This window comes from Candidatus Krumholzibacteriia bacterium (assembly GCA_035268685.1).
Lineage (GTDB): Bacteria > Krumholzibacteriota > Krumholzibacteriia > JAJRXK01 > JAJRXK01 > JAJRXK01.
Window position 1 is genome coordinate 17,081 of the sequence record DATFKK010000035.1, and the last position, 15,527, is coordinate 32,607.

At 69.2% G+C, this 15,527-nt stretch carries 10 protein-coding genes; 9 read left to right on the forward strand and 1 reads right to left on the reverse strand.

Going from position 1 to position 15,527, the window contains the following annotated elements; translation table 11 throughout:
* Positions 1-13: 13 nt before the first annotated feature.
* The 8 genes from VKA86_03515 (at position 14) to VKA86_03550 (ending at position 13,399) form a co-directional block, all read left to right on the forward strand.
* A complete protein-coding gene (locus VKA86_03515; GenBank protein ID HKK70259.1) occupies positions 14-4,159 on the forward strand; it encodes a chemotaxis protein CheB in 4,146 nt (1,381 codons plus the stop codon).
* A gap of 97 nt (positions 4,160-4,256) precedes the next feature.
* Entirely contained in the window at positions 4,257-5,108 is an 852-nt protein-coding gene (locus tag VKA86_03520) for a UbiA-like polyprenyltransferase (protein HKK70260.1), read from the forward strand.
* Positions 5,109-5,195: 87 nt separating this feature from the next.
* A complete protein-coding gene (locus tag VKA86_03525) occupies positions 5,196-6,203 on the forward strand; it encodes a hypothetical protein (GenBank protein ID HKK70261.1) in 1,008 nt (335 codons plus the stop codon).
* Positions 6,200-7,015: a menaquinone biosynthesis protein gene (locus VKA86_03530; protein HKK70262.1), complete on the forward strand. Its 816-nt coding sequence runs from the start codon at positions 6,200-6,202 to the stop codon at positions 7,013-7,015. Before VKA86_03525 ends, VKA86_03530 begins: the two co-directional genes overlap by 4 nt.
* 114 nt (positions 7,016-7,129) lie before the next feature.
* The gene (locus VKA86_03535) at positions 7,130-7,573 is read left to right on the forward strand and encodes a MerR family transcriptional regulator (GenBank protein HKK70263.1); all 444 of its coding nucleotides are present in this window, start codon (positions 7,130-7,132) and stop codon (positions 7,571-7,573) included.
* Positions 7,570-9,885, forward strand: a complete 2,316-nt coding sequence (locus VKA86_03540) for a VIT domain-containing protein (protein ID HKK70264.1) — start codon at positions 7,570-7,572, stop codon at positions 9,883-9,885. Before VKA86_03535 ends, VKA86_03540 begins: the two co-directional genes overlap by 4 nt.
* Positions 9,886-9,987: 102 nt before the next feature.
* The gene (locus tag VKA86_03545) at positions 9,988-12,510 is read left to right on the forward strand and encodes an alpha-amylase family glycosyl hydrolase (protein HKK70265.1); all 2,523 of its coding nucleotides are present in this window, start codon (positions 9,988-9,990) and stop codon (positions 12,508-12,510) included.
* A gap of 124 nt (positions 12,511-12,634) precedes the next feature.
* Positions 12,635-13,399 carry a sulfotransferase gene (locus VKA86_03550; GenBank protein HKK70266.1) on the forward strand — a complete coding sequence of 255 codons (765 nt, stop codon included), beginning with the start codon at positions 12,635-12,637 and terminating at the stop codon, positions 13,397-13,399.
* A 69-nt stretch (positions 13,400-13,468) separates the two neighbouring features.
* On the opposite strand, the gene VKA86_03555 is transcribed toward VKA86_03550, so the two are convergent.
* Positions 13,469-14,161 (reverse strand): hypothetical protein, encoded by a 693-nt coding sequence (locus VKA86_03555; protein ID HKK70267.1) that lies wholly within the window; start codon positions 14,159-14,161, stop codon positions 13,469-13,471.
* A gap of 465 nt (positions 14,162-14,626) precedes the next feature.
* On the opposite strand from VKA86_03555, the gene VKA86_03560 reads away from it, so the two are divergent.
* A partial coding sequence (locus VKA86_03560; protein ID HKK70268.1) for a PIG-L family deacetylase occupies positions 14,627-15,527 on the forward strand: 901 nt, incomplete at its 3' end.

A 15,527-nucleotide genomic window follows, 5' to 3' on the forward strand; every position in this document is an offset into this window, starting at 1 on the left:
CCGAGGTGGAGAGGTGACGAAGCCGAACGAGCACGATGCAGGCGCCGATCCGGCCCCGAGCAAGGGCGTGCGGCGCGACGAATTCCACGTCGTCGGGATCGGTGCGTCCGCCGGCGGCAACGACGCTCTCTGTGCCCTGCTCGCCGGGCTCCCGCCGGACAGCGGGGCGGCCTACGTCGTGGCGCAGCACCTCGCGCCGGAAGCGCGCAGTCACCTGGCCGAACGCCTGGCCCGCCACACGTCCATGCCCGTGGACTGGCTCGACGAGCCGCGATTGCTCGAACCCGATCGCGTCTACCTGGCTCCGGCGCGCAGTCGGGTCCTCTTCGTCGACGGTCGGGTCGAGGCCCGGGTCGACGACGAGCGGGCGACGAACACCCATTCCGTCGACGTCCTCTTCGGCCGTCTGGCGCGCAGCTACGCCGAACGAACCGTGGCCGTGGTCCTCTCGGGGGCCGGCTCCGACGGCAGCGCCGGCGTGCGGGCGGTGAAGAGCGCCGGTGGGACGGTCGTCGTCCAGGATCCCGATGAAGCTGCGTTCGACGGCATGCCGCGCAGTGCGATCTCCACCGGCGTCGTCGACGCGGTCCTGAGTCCTGCGGAGATTGCCGACCGACTCAGCACCTACCTCGGCCGGTTGGGGGCGGTTCTCCAACCGTGGTCCGAAGACGGCGACGAGCACGCCGTCGATCCCCTCGAGACCCTGATCGAGGTGCTGAGGCGCAAGAGCGGCTTCGACTTCCGACTCTACAAGGAAGGAACCATCCGGCGGCGTCTGGAGCGCCGGATGGCCCTGACCCAGGTCGGACGCTGGCAGGACTACCACGAGCGGCTGATGGAATCGGCGGCCGAGCGCGACGCCCTGTGCCGCGACCTCTTGATCAACGTCACTTCGTTCTTCCGCGATCGCGATGCCTTCGCGGCGCTCGAGGAGCGCGCACTGCGCGACATCGTGGAGCAGGCCGACGAAGGTGGAGAGATCCGGGTCTGGGTGCCCGCCTGCTCCACCGGTGAGGAAGCCTTCTCGATCGCGATTCTCCTGCAGAAGGTGGTCGACGAGTCGCAGCGCGACCTGCGCTTCCGGATCTTCGCCACCGATCTCGACACCCGGGCGATCGAGATGGCGTCTTCCGGACTCTTCGACGCCTCCATCGAGCAGCGCATGCGGCCCGAGGTGCTCCGTCGGTGCTTCGACGATCGCGGTGGCGGCTACGAAATCAAACGGCCGCTGCGCGAGAAGGTCGTGTTCGCCGCCCACGACGTCGCCCAGGACCCACCGTTCACGCGCATGGACCTGGTCAGCTGCCGCAACCTCCTGATCTACCTGCGCCCGGAGCTCCAGGCGCACGTGCTGTCGTTGCTGTACTTCGCGCTCAGGCAGAAGGGTTATCTGTTCCTCGGGAGCAGTGAGACCCCGGTGTCGATCGACGAACACCTCGAAGTGGTGGACACCGAGATGCGTCTGTACCGCCGGATCGGCCCCGACGGAAGGCCGCCCCGGCTGCGTTCGCTCGACCGGATCCTCGACCACGACGACCGTCACCCACCACCTGCCCGCCGGATCTCGGCCAAGGCCGTCGCGCAACACGCGGCGATCGCCCAGTCGCTCGTGGAACGCGATTCCCTGTTCGCTCTCGTGGTCGACGGCCGACTGCATCTACAGCACGTCTACGGCGACCCGGGTCAGGCCCTGCGCGTTCCGAGCGGCACGGTGACCAACGAGATCTCGGCTCTGACGCGCGGGGACTTCCGGTCGGCGGTCCTGGCCTCGGTGCCGCGAGCCCAGCGCACCGCGCGGGAGGTCGTCAGCCGCTCGGTGGCGCTCGATCACGGCGGTGCGGTGGAGCACGTGGACGTGCGCGTGGTGCCGGTGATCGAAGGGGAAGAGACGATCGATTCCTTCATCGTCCTCGTGAGCCGGATCGACCTCGGTGCAGTCGGTGACCGCGAGCTCCAGCACCGGGTCCACGACCTGGAGGTCGAACTCCACGGGGCGCGCGACGACCTGCGGCACACGGTGCAGGACCTGGAGCGCTCGAACGAGACCCTGCGCTCGACCAACGAAGAACTGATGGTCACCAACGAGGAGCTGCAGAGCGCGAACGAGGAGCTGCACTCGACCAATGATCAGCTCTTCCGCACCAACCTCGACCACGAGGGGCGCATCTCGGAGCTGAGCGAGGTCACGCGAGACCTGGAGAACCTGTTCGTGGGTTCGGAGGTCGGAATCGTCTTCCTCGACGAGCACCTCTGCGTGCGCAAGTTCACGCCCGTGGCGGCCGCGGTGATCCACCTGCTCGACCAGGACGTCGGACGTCCGCTGCACCACCTGGCCCACGGGCTCCGTGACGTCAGGTTGGAGAAGGTGGCGGAGACGGCCCTGCACAGTGGACAGGATTCGTCGCAACGCGTGTGCACCGAGCAGGGGGAATGGTACCTGTTGCGCGCGCTTCCCTACCGCATCGAGGACGGATCGACGGCCGGAGTGCTGCTCACGTTGACCGACGTCACCGAGCTCCAGCGCGTGACCGATGCCATGCGCGCCTCGGTCGACCGTTTCCACGGATTCCTCGATGCCCTGCCCGACCGATTCCTGTGGCTGAACCCCGACGGGACCTGGCTGCGTCTGCGTGACGTCGCTTCTTGGCGCGACGAACCGCCGCGCGTGCTCGGGCACGACGAGCTGGCCGCCTTCCTGTCGGGTCCGGCCCGTAGCGCGGTCGAGGAGGCCGCGCGGCGCTCGGTCGAGAGCCAGGAACTGCAGACGGTGAGTTTCGACCAGTACCGCGGCGACACGCTCCAGTCCTACGAGGCCCGTCTGCTCGCGGTGGGCGATCAGGGTACGCTGTGCGTCCTGCGCGACGTCTCGGAGCTGCGCCGCAGCGAGCGCGAACTCGTCCACCTGACCCGCCACCTCGAACAGCAGGCGAACTGCGACCACCTCACACAGCTACCCAACCGTCGTGGTCTGGAGAAGATCCTCTTCGCCGAGCTGGAGCGCTGCCGACGCCTCGGTGTGTGGTTGTCGGCGATCCTCGTCGACTGCGACGACTTCAAGCGCGTGAACGACACCCTGGGCCACGCCACCGGCGACGTCGTGTTGAAGGAGATCGGCAAGCGACTGCGCCGCGTGTTGCGGCCCAGCGACACGCTCGGTCGCGTCGGGGGCGACGAGTTCCTCGTGCTGCTGCCCGACACCCGCGTCGCCGAGGCCATGCAGCTGGCCGAGCGTCTGCGCCTGGCGATCCACGAGTCACCGCTGACCTCGGGACGAGACGTCATCGCGGTCACGGGGAGCCTGGGCGTGGCCGGGGTCCCGCACGACGTGGTCAGCATCGAAGAGGTGATCAGCCACGCGCAGCACGCGCTGCAGTACAGCAAGAACATCGGCAAGAACCGCGTCTCGACACGGGGCGACGAAGGCGACCAGGCCCTCGAGGACCCTCGCGAGGAGCTCATGTCGGTGCTCGAGACGGGTCGGGGCTTCCGCACCTTCGTCCAGCCGATCTTCGACCTGCGCAACGGCGAGACCACCGGCTACGAGTTGCTGACGCGCGGCCCGGGGGGAGCGCTCGAGAGTCCCGACGACATCTTCCAGCTCTCGTCGGAGAACAACATCCTCACCTCGGTCGACCTGCACTGCGTGAAGCGCAACGTGCAGTGGGCGCGCGAATACCTCGACCGCGGACGCTTCCACCTGAACCTCTTCCCGACCACGATCCTCGACACGCCGGCTGCGCGGCTGCTGGCGGTGTTCGGCGAGCCCGACCTGCTGCAGCACTTCTGCGTCGAGATCAGCGAGCAGCAGTTCATCGGCGACCCGAACTACCTGCGTCCGCACGTCGAGGAGTTGCGGCGCGAGGGCGCGCGGATCGCGCTCGACGACGTGGGCTTCGGGCGCAGCTCGCTCGAGTCGCTGCTGCTGCTCGAACCCGACACGGTGAAACTCGACAAGAGCGTGGTGAACGGCGCGGCCACCGACACGGCCCAGCGACGCACACTGCAGCGGCTGGTGAAGGTGATCCGGGGCATCGACGCCGACATCGTGGCCGAGGGGATCGAGACCGAGGCGGACCGCGACCTGCTGCTCGACCTGGGCGTGCCCTTCGGGCAGGGCTACCTGCTGGGCCGCCCACGCGACTCGATCCTGGCGAACTGACGCGGCCGGGCTGGGCGATCTTGGCCGACGGGATTATCTGTTCTGCTCGACCGCGGTGTCGTGCGCGGCGGTCGGCCGCCACCCCGCCGGGAGTCCCATGCGTCCGCTGCTGCTGATCCTTCGTATGATCAAGTGGGAGCACACCATCTTCGCGCTCCCCTTCGCCCTGGTGTCGCTGCTGGTGGCCAGCGACGGCGTGCCGGCCTGGAGCACGCTGGGCTGGATCCTCGTGGCGATGATCGGCGCCCGCTCGACGGCCATGGCCTTCAACCGGCTCGTCGACGCGCGGATCGACGCCGCGAACCCGCGAACGGCCACCCGCGAGATCCCGAGCGGTGCGCTGAGTCGCACCGCGGTGCTCGTGTTCACCCTGGCCACGGCGGGGCTGTTCGTGTTCGCCGCCTTCATGCTCAATCCGCTGTGCTTCGCGCTGTCGCCGGTGGCCCTGCTGATCGTGTGGTTCTACTCGCTGACCAAGCGCTTCACGGCGCTCAGCCACCTGTTCCTGGGTCTGGCGCTGGGCGTGGCGCCGATCGGGGCGTGGCTGGCCGTGCAGGGCGAGTTCGCGGCCTTCCCTCTGATCCTGGCCTTCGCGGTGCTGTGCTGGGTCGCTGGTTTCGACGTTCTGTACGCCTGTCAGGACGTCGATTTCGACCGGAAGGCCGGACTGCGTTCGATTCCCGCCGCGATCGGGCAACGGGCCGCCCGTTGGGCCGCACGCGGATTGCACGTGCTGGCGGTGGGGGCGTGGGCGTGGGCCTTCCTGTCGGTCGGCCTGGGGGCGGTGGCCCTCGCCGGCGTCGTGGTGACCGCGGTGTTGCTCGGCTACGAGCACTGGCTGGTCCGCGGCGACGATCTGAGCCGGATCGACCGGGCCTTCTTCGAGGTCAACAGCTGGATCGGGATGGTCCTGCTCGGGTCGACCCTGCTGGAGCTCTACCTGGTCTGAGCCGCGACGCGGCGGTGGCGTGGGAATCGACCGGGCCTACCTTTTCCGCTCGACCCCACGCCTCCGGTACGCCCCTTGGAGCCCATCTTGGTCAGTCATCCCGATCGGGACGAGCTGCGCGCGCTGCTCGACCGCCCGAACATCCACGACATCACCGCGGCCGCCGACGAGGCTCGCCGGGAACGGCACGATCGGACCACGACCGTGTCCGTGGTCGAGCCCTTCGATCCGCGTCAGGCCTACACCCGATGCCCGCTCACGGGCATCGGGGCCGGCGAGGGGGGCTTCGCAAGGGCACTCGACGACATCCACGACATCGTGACCGACCTGCTGGTCCTGGTGCCGGAGGGTGCCTCGGCCGACGAGGTGCGCTCGATCTGGCGTCTGCTGCCGCTTCCGCCGGCCGACGGTGGCGACGAGATGCTGCCCACGGTGCAACTGGGTACGACCGACACCTGGATCGAAGCCGGCATCGACCACGACCTGGCCGCCTGGATGGAGCAGGGCATGCGGGTGGTGAGCGACGGGATCGATCCGCGCAACCACCCTGCCCGCGGCATCGACCCGGCGGCGCGCTGGACCTCGTTCTGGCACACCGCCGCCAACGCCGGGCTGCGCGGCCACGCCACGGTCCTCTTCGGACCGGACCACGACCTCGATTCCGTCTTCGCGCAGATCGACGCCATCAACGCGGTGCAGGCCGACACCGGCGTGTTCCTGTCGGTGAGCCCCTGCGTGATCGGATCGGGGCCCGCCGGTGACGACGACGATGCGCTGACGCACGCGAGCTTCGACCTGCGGGTGCTCGCCGCCTGCCGTCTGGGCCTTCCGGGGGTCGACCACCTCAGCCTGCGCTACGAACGCAGCGACCTGAAGACCGCGCACACCTCGCTGCTCTGCGGCGTCGACGACCTGATCGGGCACCTGTTCCTGGGGGCCCGCGACCGCAAGGCCGACACCGAGGCCAAGGATCTGTCGCTGCGCGAGATGCGGGCGTGGCTGGAGGAAGCGGACTTCACCGCCCGCGTGCGCAACGGTGTGTTCGAGACCGAGGACTTCGCCGCGTTGCTGAACGCTCCGGAGGAGCCGGCGTGAAGTCCCGGGGCCTCCGCGTGGGTGCCGTGGGGTTCCTGAACACGGTTCCGTTGATCGAGGGCCTCGACGACGAGCACGGGATCGAGGTGAGCCGCGACCTGCCGTCGCGCCTCGCGCGCTCGCTCGCAGCCGGGGACATCGACGTCGGCCTCATTCCCGCCGCCGAGTACCTGCGTGGTGTCGGCAGCTCCATGGTTCCCGGGCTTTGCATCGGTGCCCACGGCACCGTTCGCACCGTGAAGGTCTTCAGCCGCGTGCCCCTGCGCGAGGCCGAGCGCGTGAGTGTCGACCGCGGATCGCGCACCAGCGTGGCCCTGCTGCGGATCCTGCTCGCCGAGCTGCACGGGATCACGCCGGAGCTCGAGGAGTTCGAGCCCCGTCACGAGTCGCTCTTCGACCGCGCGCCCACCGCCCTGGTGATCGGCGACCGGGCCGACGAGATCGACGGGACCGACTTGCACGTCCACGACCTGGGACAGGTGTGGAACGATCTCACGGGGCTGCCCTTCGTGTTCGCCGCCTGGGTGTTCAGCGACGAGCTCGGACGCCCGGAACGGGCCGACGACCGCCGACGGCTGGTCACCGCCCTACGCCGGGCCGCCGAGCGCGGGCGCGGCGACCTCGACCGCCTGGCCCATCGCGAGGCGACGACCAGCGGCTGGGACGTGGGCCGGATCACCAGCTACTGGCGCGAGTTCGTCCAGTTCGACCTGGGCGCCGCCGAACTGGCCGGCCTGCGGCGGTTCGCCGAGCTGGGCGCCCGCCACGGCGTGATCGAACACCCCCGCGAGGTGGCCGTCGCGGAGGCCTGAGCGCGGTTCCGGCCGGTTGCAGCCCGCCCCGGAGGCCTTCCGGGGCGGATTTTTCTTGCCATGGATCTTGACATCAAGATCATGACACCTTAGTGTCTCGATCGAGGTGTCAACGTGGAACGACGCTACAAGATCCAGGATCTGGTCCAGGTCTCCGGCATTCCCCGCCGCACGATCCGCTACTACGTGCAGCGGGGCCTGCTGCCGGCCCCGCACGGATCCGGCCGCGGCCACTACTACACGCAGGACCACCTGCAGCGGCTGCAGCGGATCCGCGAGATGCAGCGGGCCGGGCGTTCGCTCGAGGAGATCGGCGTGCTGCTCGACGAGCCGGCCGTCGAGGCGAGCGACGAAGCGCCCGTGCTGCGCAGCGCTCCGGAGCCCGGAGACCGCGCTCCCGACCCGGTCGATCTGGATCTGGTGACCCGCGTCCGCCTGGCCGAGGGTGTGGAGTTGAGCTTCGCGCCGCCGGCCCGCGTGCCCTCGCCGGCCCGCCTGCGCGCCCTGGTGGCCGCCGCGCGCCGGATCCTCGAGACCGAAGGAGACGGGAGCCCATGAACGAGACCACGCCCCTCGGATGCGTGATCCTGCCCGACGACGTGGACGAGCAGGCGAAGGCCGTGCCCCTGACCGGCGTCGACGTGCGCGTGCAGGTGGTCGGACCCACCAGCCGCGTCACCGTGACCCAGAGCTACGAGAACCGCGAAGACGTCCCCGTCGAGGCCACCTACCTCTTCCCGCTCGAGGAGGGCGCGGCCGTGTGCGGCTTCACCGCCACCATCGACGGCCACCGGCTCGAGGGCCGGGTCGAGGAACGCGAAGAGGCCTTCGACGAATACGACGACGCCATGTCCGAGGGTCGCGCCGCCTTCCTGCTCGACCAGGAGCGGCCCAACCTCTTCACCGCCAGCGTCGGCAATCTGCTCCCCGGCCAGACGGTCGACATCGAACTGACCTACGTGGCCGAGCTGCCCCGGGAGGGCCGGGGCTACCGGCTGGCCCTTCCGCAGGCGGTCACCCCGCGCTACGTCCCCGACCACGGTGGCGACGACGAGCGCATCGACGACGAGGAACGCCTGCGCGGACCCCGGACCCACGGCCGGCTGGGCTACGCATGGAACCTGACCGTCGACGTCGATCTGCTCGGACCGATCGGCGAGATCGCCTCGCCCTCGCACCGGATCGAGACACGCTTCGACGGCCGCCGCGCGACGGTCACGCTGGCCCACGACGAACGGCGTCCCGACCGCGACTTCGTCCTGAAGCTGGTCCCGCAGGAAGCCGGCTCGCGCGCGGCGCTCGTGGAGCACGAGGGCGAGCACTACGCCGTCTTCGACGTCCGCGCCGATCTTCCCACCGACCGCCACGCCGTCGACGTGAGCTTCGTGGTCGACTGTTCGGGCAGCATGTTCGGCGACTCGATCCGCGACGCCCGCCGCACGCTGGACCTGTTCCTGCGCTCGCTGCATCCCGGCGATCGCTTCCGGGTGGTGCGTTTCGGATCGGACTTCGAGCGCTGGTCGAAGGGGTTCGTCGACTACGACGACCGCTCTCTCGACACGGCCAGCCGTCGCGTCGAGGACATGGAGGCCGATCTCGGCGGGACCGAGATCCTGGCCCCGCTGCGCGAGGTGCTCGAACGCTCCGACCGCGAGCGGCGCCACCGCGTGGTGCTGATCACCGACGGCGCCGTGGGCAACGAGGACGAGGTGATCGACCTGTGCCGCCGCCACGCCGGCCACGCGCGCATCTACGCCTTCGGCGTGGGCCACGCGGCCAGCGAGCACCTGGTGCGCGGAGTGGCCCGCGTGACCGGCGGCGCCGCCGAATTCGTGGTCCCCGGCGAGCGTATCGAGGACAAGGTCCTGCGCCACGCCGAGCGCATGGCGCGCGACGCGGTCGAGGACCTGGTGATCGAGGGCGAGGGACTGCGGCTCGACGACGTGCAGCCGACACCGTTGCCCACGATCGATCCGACCACCCCGGCCACGATCTACGCGCGCGTGCGCGGCGACGGTGTGGACGGGGCGGTCCGTCTGCGCGGCCGGTGCGGGGAAGGCGTATGGGAGCCACGCCTGGAACTCGCACCGGCCGCCTCCGGCCTCGACGGCGCGGTGGTGGCCACGCTCTGGGCCCGCCATCGCATCCGCCAGCTGGAGGACCACGGGAGCTGGGTCGAGCGCCGCGGCAGCCAGCAGGAGCACCGGCACCGCGCCCGCGAACGCAACCGCGCCCGCAAGGTCGAGCAGGAGTTGATCGAGCTCGGTCGCCGCTTCGGCCTGACCAGCCGGGCGACCAGCTACGTCGTCGTCGACGACCGTCCCGATGCCCCCCGCGCGAAGCAGCCGGCCGATCTGCGCGAGATCGCGGCGGCGATGCCGCGGTCGTTCGGCGGGACCTTCGACGCGATGCCGGTGGTGGCGCGGATGTCGCCCGCCTCCATGGGCAGCGACGTGGTCGAATGCGCCGCGGACATGGACGCCGGCCTCGAGCGGTCGGCCGACCTCCGCGAACTGCTGCGGGCATCACCCGCCGCCCGCAGCGACTGGGCCGACGCCGAGGGCTGGGCGCTGATCCGGCACCAGGGCGCCGACGGCTCGTTCCCCGTCGACGACACGGTGCTCGGCGCGATCCACGTCGACCGCTCGGTGCTCGACGGCCTCGACGCCGACACCGCCCGCGTCGCGGTCACCCACCTGGTGCTCGGCGCGCTCGACCGGCGCGACGACGTCCCCGCGTCGTGGCGGCCCGCCCTCCAGAAGTCGCGGGAGTGGCTCGCCCAGAGGACCGAGGCGGCGCCCGCCGGCCACGCCGACTGGCCGGCCTTCGTCGCCCACGTGCTCGACGCAGGGGGCGAGGCCGAGGCCTGACCTCGACGATCCGCCCGCACGGTGGCAGCATGGAGGCCCGGACCCGACCGTCCGGGCCTTCGTGCGTCCACGCGCACGCGTCTGCGTCGGAAGGGGAACGAAGTGGCCGGGATCGAGGTCCTGTTCGAATGGAAGACGGGGGTGCCGCGGGCGATCTTCTGCAACGCGCGTCTGCGCGTCAGCGCCGACTCCCGGGGTCGGTCCACCGACGGTCCGTGGACCGAGACCCCCATGGAGGAGATCCGCGCCGACGACGGCTGCCCGGCCTTCCGAGCCCGCGTGCGCTTCGACTCCGCCGAGGTCGGAACCACGTTCCGCTGGTCGGTGAGCGCCGACACCGATGCCGACGACGACGTGTGCGTCATGACCTTCGAGACCGGTGATCCGGACTCCCAGGATCTTCACCGCAGCTTCGTGCTCGAGCCCGGAGGCGTGCAGCCCCAGTACGAGTGTTACACGCTGACGCTCGAGCGGGTCTTCGGGGCGCGCAAGCGATACTGGGACGACGAGCAGCCCGGTTTGCAGTTCGCGCTGTGGGCGCCGAACGCCCGGGCGGTCGAGGTGCTGTGGGCCGACTTCGACGAAAGCGACTCGACCCGTCAGACGGGCTACGTCGACGATCACGACCCGCCCGGCGGTGTCGATCCCGACCATCCGCCCATCGTGCTCGTACGCGATCGCGCCGGCGTGTGGCGCAGCCGCCCCGACGAGCCGACGCTGCGTCGCTTCTCCGACCACGTGAACCGCCCCTACGTCTACCGCATCACCCGCAGCGACGGCAGCGTCCGGATCCGCACCGACCTCTACGCCCGTACGCAGATGGGCCGCGGAGACTTCGACCCGGCCGACGCCTCCGATCCGCGTCATGCGGACGGCATCTACCGCGGCCATTACCGCGACCTCGACGGGACCAAGAGCTGCTCTCTGGTCGTCGACATCGATCGCGTGAACAGCGAGTTCGACACCGCCTGTTGGCCCGAGCCACGACCCATCCCGGCCGACGCCTTCTGGGCCGACGACCACGTGATGGACCGACCGCGCCGGGTCCAGGACCTGGTGATCTACGAGCTGCACATCGGGTCGCTGGGTTGGGGAAAGGCCACGTACGGATCGTTCTTCGATGCGCTCGAGCCCGACTTCATCGAGCACCTGGTGTCACTCGGGGTCAATACGGTCGAGCTGCTCCCCGTACTCGAGTTCCGCGGCAAGCAGGACTGGGGCTATTCGACCTCGCACTACTTCGCGATCGAATCGAGCGCGGGTGAGCGAGACCAGTTCAAGCACTTCGTGCGTGCGCTGCACGCGCGCGGGATCTCGGTGATCTGCGACCTCGTGTTCAACCACTACCACCACGATGCCGAGCGCGCGCAGTGGCACTACGACTCGCCCCACGACCAAGAGAACTGCTACTACTGGTACGAGGGTCGGCCGACCGACTACACCGAGTACGCCCAGGCCATGCTCGCCGATCCCGCGACCGCGCACCGGGCCGACCACGGCGGCTACGTCGACAACGGCTCGACGGGTTGGGCTCCGAACTACCGCGAAGAGATGGTCCGGCGCATGTTCGTGAGCAGCGCGCTCATGCTGGTCGAGGAATTCCATGCCGACGGCTTCCGTCTGGACCTGACCAACGCCATCCACCAGAACAACGTGCGCCACGCCGACGGCGTGTCGATGCCCGAGGTCAACGCCTTCGGTTGCAAGCTCCTGCGCGAGCTCACCCGCACCCTGAAGCTGGTCAAGCCCGACGTGATGCTGATCGCCGAGGACCACTCGGGCTGGGACGGGGTGATCGCATCGATCGCCGAGGGCGGGCTGGGCTTCGATGCTCGCTGGGACTCGGCCTTCTACCATCACCTGATCGGAGACGCTCGGGATCGCGGCCCCGGCGACGCCCGCCTGATCGCCACCGCCGGCCTGGGCGACGACCGCGCCCTGGCCGTGAGCCGCTTCGCCCACTGCCTCGCAGAGACGAGTTCGCAAGAGGTCGTCTATTGTTCGTCCCACGACGAGGTCGGCAATGCCCACGGCACCCGCCGCACCCTGGTCGCCGCCGTGAACGGCGCCCCGATGACCGGCGAGACGCGGGCCTGGGCCGAACGCCGCGCCGGTTTCGCCGCCGCCATGACCGTCTTCAGTGCCGGCGCACCCATGCTCTTCATGGGCGAGGAGGTGGGCGCCACCCGCGAGGTCCAGTTCGACCGCGCTTTCGAGGGCCGTGAGGACATCGTGGGCACGGCCACGGGAGACGGCGCGGTGCTGTTCCGCTGGTGGAAGACCTTGATCGGTCTGCGGCGCCGTTCGCGTTGCCTGCGCGAAGCACCCGTCGAGATCCTGGGCGCCAGTGACCTCGACCGAACGATCGTGTTCCGCCGCAGCTCCGGGTTCGAGGAGTTCGTCGTGGTCGCTTCGCTGCGCAACCACCCCACCCAGGGACCGAGCGACTTCGAGTCGCCGCTGATCGAGGACGGCTCCTGGAAGGTGGTGGCGACGAACGTCGCCCCGGAGAGCTGGGGCAGCCCGGCGATGCCCGTCGGTGCGGTGCTGAGGAGCCGAGCGGGGAAGTTGCAGTCGGTGGTGCCCGTGGCGGGGGTCGTGGTGCTGGAGAGGGTGGAGGGGTAGGGGGCGGTTCCGATCCCGAGAAGGGTTGGGGGAGAATGCCGGCTTCGAGTCGTCGCTTCCCGCTCGCGCCGGATGCTCTACACTGGGAGACCGCTGCCCCGACCCCGAACCCCGTCACAGCCCCATGCCCGAGCGCGTCTTCTACGTGGTCCTGTCCACCCAACGCAGTGGGTCGACGTGGTTCCGGCGGATGCTGGACAGCCATCCGGAGATCCGCGACTTCGGGGAGATCTTCCTCCTGCGGCCGTGGGAAGGGTGGCGTGCCGAGGACCTGGTACCCTTCAGCCACCACCTGCGGGACCACGGCGGCCGACGGCCGGCGGTGACTGCACGCTACCTGCGGCGATTGCGCGAGAGCCCGACCCCGGCGAAGGCCGTGGGCTTCAAGCTGATGTACGGACAACTCGCCCGGTTCCCCGAGTTGCTGCCGCTGCTGCTGCGCCACCGCTTCCGCCTGATCCATCTGGTTCGCGACAACCACCTCGACATGGTCATCTCGCGCGAGCGCGACGAGAGACTGAAGATCACCCATACCCGCGAGAAGGTCGAGGTTCCGGCCCTGCATCTCGACCCGGTGCGGCTACGGCAGCGACTGCGGCGGATCGGGGTCAGCGTGAGGGCCGGGCGCGGCTTGACCGCCGTGTGGCCGCACCCCGTGTGCACGGTCCGCTACGAGGACCTGGCCGCCGATCCCTCGGCCGTCCTGCGGCCGGTGGTCGAATTCCTGGGGCAGCGGGCCGAGGGTGTCGAGCTGCAGAGCCGGATGCAACGGATCGCTACGGGGACCTACCGCGACCGGATCGCGAACTACGACGAGATCGCGCCGTTGCTGCGGGAGTGGGGGTACGGGGGGTTTCTGGGAGAGCAGGGCCGGGTCTCGGATCGCTAGGAAGGCGCTGCTGCTTCCCGCACGAGACAGCACCCCCCTCCGGCTCCGGCAATCGGTGGAGTCTCGCGATCAACGAGCGCCCACGGTCTTGACCGCAATCCCCGTCAGGGCCCGATGGAGGTCCTCGCACAGTTCGTGCACCTCGGGGGCGAGGTCGGGCGCCGGATTCCGCCCCACCGAGCGGGCGTGCACGTGGCGTACGGCGTGGGCCGAGGGCTCCAGCCCCGCCCAGGTCAGGATCTCGTTCACGCCCGGACGCCCCGATTCGACCAGATCCTCGTAGGGCTGCAGACGTAGTCGAGGGTGCTCGTGCAGGCCCTGCTCGAGCACGATACGGTTGCGCCCCCACCAGCGCAGGCAGGCGAGATCCGCCTCGGTCAGATCGGACCGGTAGAGGTCGTGCATCGCGGCCAGACTGTCGCCGGAGATCTCCCGGCGCATGTGGTCGCCACCCGGTTGGCCCTCGAGGATCCGACGCAGGTTGACGTTTGGATCGGCGAATCGGTGAAGCGTGGAGTTCGCTACATCGGTGTAGTGGCGCAGCATCCAGAGGACGCGGCTCTCGGCGAAGTGCTCGAGGAGCTCGCCGGCGCGGTAGCTGTCCATGAGCGGCTTGAAGCACACCACCGGGGCCCGACTGCGGATCACCAGGTGATCGAGCGTTTCCAGGTCGCGCAGGCAGTAGCGGTGGAAGGCCGCCGAGTCGGGGTGCTCCTGGAAGACCTCGGTGTCGGGATGGATCTGCAGGACCCGCATCATCATGGTCGTCCCCGACCGCTGCTGACCACAGACGAACAGGCAGTGGGAAGCGACGGGAGGGCGGTTCAGTCGACGGAGTGCCTTCGTCCACTGAGAGCGACGTTCGTCCCATTTTTCGGCGCTGCGGGGAAGGCGTAGTCGCACAGAGACTCCCGACGGATGGACTCGAGCCAGCTGAAGCTACGAGGATAGCACGGCTGTTTCGTGGCGCTCAAGGCTCCCGGACGACTGGCGGGCCGCAGTGTGTTATGATGGAGCAGTTTGGCGACGAATCTCGATTTCTGGCTCGAGCTGGCGAAGAAGCCGCCGAAACGATACCCGTACGATCGACTCGTGGTCTCGGCGAATCCGATCCCGTTGGAGGCGTGCTCCCGCGCGGGGTCGGTCGCCGCTCACGATTCGTCTCGACCGTCGGCGACACTCCCCACTTCCACCCGGATCCACGGGTCGACTGCTTCGGAGCTCCCCATGCAGCTGCCGTACACGCAGAACGACGTGCGGCCGGTCCTTCGGCCGCACGTACGTGTCGAGCGCAACCAGGTCTACTTCCTCCAGTCACGGCGACCCTGGCTGGAATGGAGTCCGCATCTCGAGAAGGCACTCGAGGTCGTCGACGGGGATCGTACGGTCGAGGAGTGTAGCCGGGCCGCCGGGACCGATCTCTCCGTCACCTTCGAGGCGATGTGGTCGGCCGGTATGATCGAGTTGCTCGAGCCTCCACCCGTGGGACCGCGGCAGAAGATCCTCGTGATCGAGCCCCACATGGATGACGCGATCCTGAGCCTGGGCGGAACCATGTTCCAGCGACGGAACGAAGTCGAGTTCACGATCCTCACCATGGCCGGGCGCAGCAACTTCACCAGTTACTACTACCTCGACCGACCGTACCTGAATGCGGATACGGTGTCGGCACTGCGCATCGCCGAGTCACGCCTCGTGGCCCGGATGCTCCACGGTCAGCACGTCGAACTGGGGCTGCTCGAGGCTCCGTTGAGATATCACTCCGACGTGGACTGGGACCTGGACTGGTTTCGTGTCCGGCGCCGCCATGTCGGAGCTTTCATTTCGCACGTTTCCCATCCACGGGAGGAAGCGCAATGGAGCGAGGCTCTCGAGGATCACCTCGATTCCAGCCGATACGATGAGCTTTGGTTCAACCTGGGAGTGGGCACACACACGGATCACGACCTGACGAGGAACGCGGTTCTGCGTCTGATGACCCGACGTCAGGAGCTCTTTCGACGTCAGCCGGTTCGCTTCTACCAGGACGTGCCCTATGCGGGGCAGTTCCCCCATCACACGCAGCTACTCGTCACGGGGTTGTCTCGTCTCGGCCTGGAGCTGCGGCCCGAGGTCGTCGAGGTGGAGG

Excerpts from the sequence above, each read along its gene's own strand:
- VKA86_03520 (HKK70260.1), top strand. The coding sequence starts at position 4,257 with ATGCGTCCGCTGCTGCTGATCCTTCGTATGATCAAGTGGGAGCACACC.
- VKA86_03540 (HKK70264.1), top strand. The coding sequence starts at position 7,570 with ATGAACGAGACCACGCCCCTCGGATGCGTGATCCTGCCCGACGACGTG.
- VKA86_03550 (HKK70266.1), top strand. The coding sequence starts at position 12,635 with ATGCCCGAGCGCGTCTTCTACGTGGTCCTGTCCACCCAACGCAGTGGG.
- VKA86_03555 (HKK70267.1), bottom strand. The coding sequence starts at position 14,161 with ATGATGATGCGGGTCCTGCAGATCCATCCCGACACCGAGGTCTTCCAG.